2 protein-coding genes are annotated in these 2,026 nt (G+C 62.7%); both read right to left on the bottom strand.

Annotated features, from left to right (window positions below; all coding sequences use genetic code 11):
- Positions 1–72 precede the first annotated feature (72 nt).
- Positions 73–870, bottom strand: coding sequence for an IS21-like element helper ATPase IstB (istB, locus tag B7G54_RS37735; protein ID WP_085043686.1), 798 nt, complete (start codon positions 868–870; stop codon positions 73–75).
- Positions 863–2,026: IS21 family transposase (gene istA, locus B7G54_RS37730; RefSeq protein ID WP_085043685.1), on the bottom strand; the 1,164-nt coding region annotated here is incomplete at its 5' end. The genes istB and istA, both read right to left, overlap by 8 nt.

Raw genomic sequence — 2,026 nt, 5'->3', positions numbered from 1 at the left:
TGTTGATTTTCACGCAGTCTTAACCCACCGTTTTCATCCGAATCTGACCCACCCCGAGATAGCCTAGTACATCTATTGCGGTGTGGATAACTCTTCGTTGCCTGCTGGTTTTGCTGCTCTCTTGCTCGTTGTCTTCGCCTTGGCAGAACTGGTCCTGAAGCGCCACGATTCATTGCCCGTTTCGACGATGTGGCAGTGATGGGTAACGCGGTCCAGCAGCGCTGTCGTCAKCTTTGCATCCCCGAACACGCTTGCCCACTCACCGAAGCTGAGATTGGTCGTGATCGCGACGCTCGTGTGCTCGTACAGCTTTGAGAGCAGGTGGAACAGCAATGCGCCGCCGGTCTGGCTGAACGGCAGGTAGCCCAGCTCATCGAGAATCACCAGATCGACGTACGTAAGCTTGTGAGCGATCTGACCTTGCTTGCCGGTCGATTTCTCCTGTTCCAGGGCATTGGTCAGCTCGACGGTTGAGAAGTAGCGCACACGCTTGCCGTGGCGCTGTACGGCTTCGATTCCGATCGCGGACGCGAGGTGCGTCTTGCCCGTGCCGGGCCCGCCGATGAACACGACGTTGTGCGCGCTTTCGAGGAACGACAGATCGCTGAGCTCGCGCAMCAGCGCTTCGTCGACGTGCGCCTGCGCAAAGTCGAAGCCCTTCAGGTCGCGGTGGGCCGGGAAGCGCGCAGCGGTCATCTGGTAGGCGATCGAGCGTACTTGCCGTTCGGCGGTTTCAGCCATCAACAGCTGCTTCATGAAGCGCTCCGGTTCGAAGTCAGTGTGGCGCGACTGCGCGAGCAGCTCCGGCCACGTGCTCGCCATGCCATGCAGTTTGAGCCCCTTGAGCTGGGCAGCAATATCGTTAGACATGACGATCCTCCGGTGGGTTGGCGCGCAACGTCTCGTAGCGGCTGACGTCAGCCGCGGGTTCTTCCTTGAGCTGGAGTTTCGTCGTGGCGAGACTGGCACTCGCGACGGGCGCCTTCAGTCGGCTCAGCACGTTCAGGACGTGCTCCCCGCTGGGGCGTCCTGAATCCAGCGCAGCCTGTACCGCAAGCAGCACGGCATCGAGTCCGTGTTCGCGCACTGCCGAGAGCACCTGCGTCATGACGCGATCGCCGCCCGGGTGTTTCAGCAGGTGCCGCTGCAACAGCTGCAGCGGCTGCGGCATCGTGATGAACGGCGCTCCGTTGCGTAGCGCGCCGGGTTTGCGCTCGACCAGCGTGATGTAGTGTCGCCAGTCATAGAAGGTCATGTGCCGCTCGAAGCTACGTTCGTGGCGCGCAATCTCCTGGGCGTCGGCGACGACGCTGAGATACGCCGGATAGCAGCGCACGCTCACCAGCTGGTTTGTGTACTCGGTGGGCACGCTGTAGCGGTTGCGCTGGAAGTGGATCAGGCTGGTCGACGAGACCCGCAGTGTCTGCTCCACGTAGCCGTCGAATGGGCGCGGATTGGGCATGAGCCGGGTGCGCTCGTCCTGCAGCACGTCCTCGACCGTCAGCTCTGGCCACTGCGGGTGCCGCATGTGCCAGGCTTGATGGCATTGACCCGCGACCCACTCGTTCAGGACTTCCAGCGTCTCCCAGCGCCGTAGCGCTGCTTCGTGCCAGATCTGCCGTCGGCGGTCCTGAACGTTCTTCTCGACGATGCCTTTCTCCCAGCCTGCTGCCCGATTGCAGAACTCCGGCTCGAACAGGTAGTGACTGCACATTGCCTCGAAGCGCGCRTTGACCGCACGCTCCTTGCCGCGGCCAACCTTGTCCACAGCGGTCTTCATGTTGTCGTAGATGCCGCGCCGGGGCWCGCCGCCGAACGCGGCGAATGCGCGGGCGTGTGCGTCGAACAGCATCTCGTGACTCTGGGTGGGATAGGCGACCAGCCAGAAGGCGCGGCTGACGTTCAGCTTGACGTGGGCGACCTCCAGGCGTCGCCGCAGGCCGCCGATGAAGGCGTATTCACAGCTCCAGTCGAACTGGAACGCCTCGCCGGGCTCGAAGGCCAGTGGTACGTAGGCCTTTCTGCG

This window comes from Burkholderia puraquae, from assembly GCF_002099195.1.
Taxonomy (GTDB): Bacteria; Pseudomonadota; Gammaproteobacteria; order Burkholderiales; family Burkholderiaceae; genus Burkholderia; species Burkholderia puraquae.
Note: the sequence above shows the minus strand (reverse complement) of the source record. Positions and strands in the feature narration are given on the sequence as shown.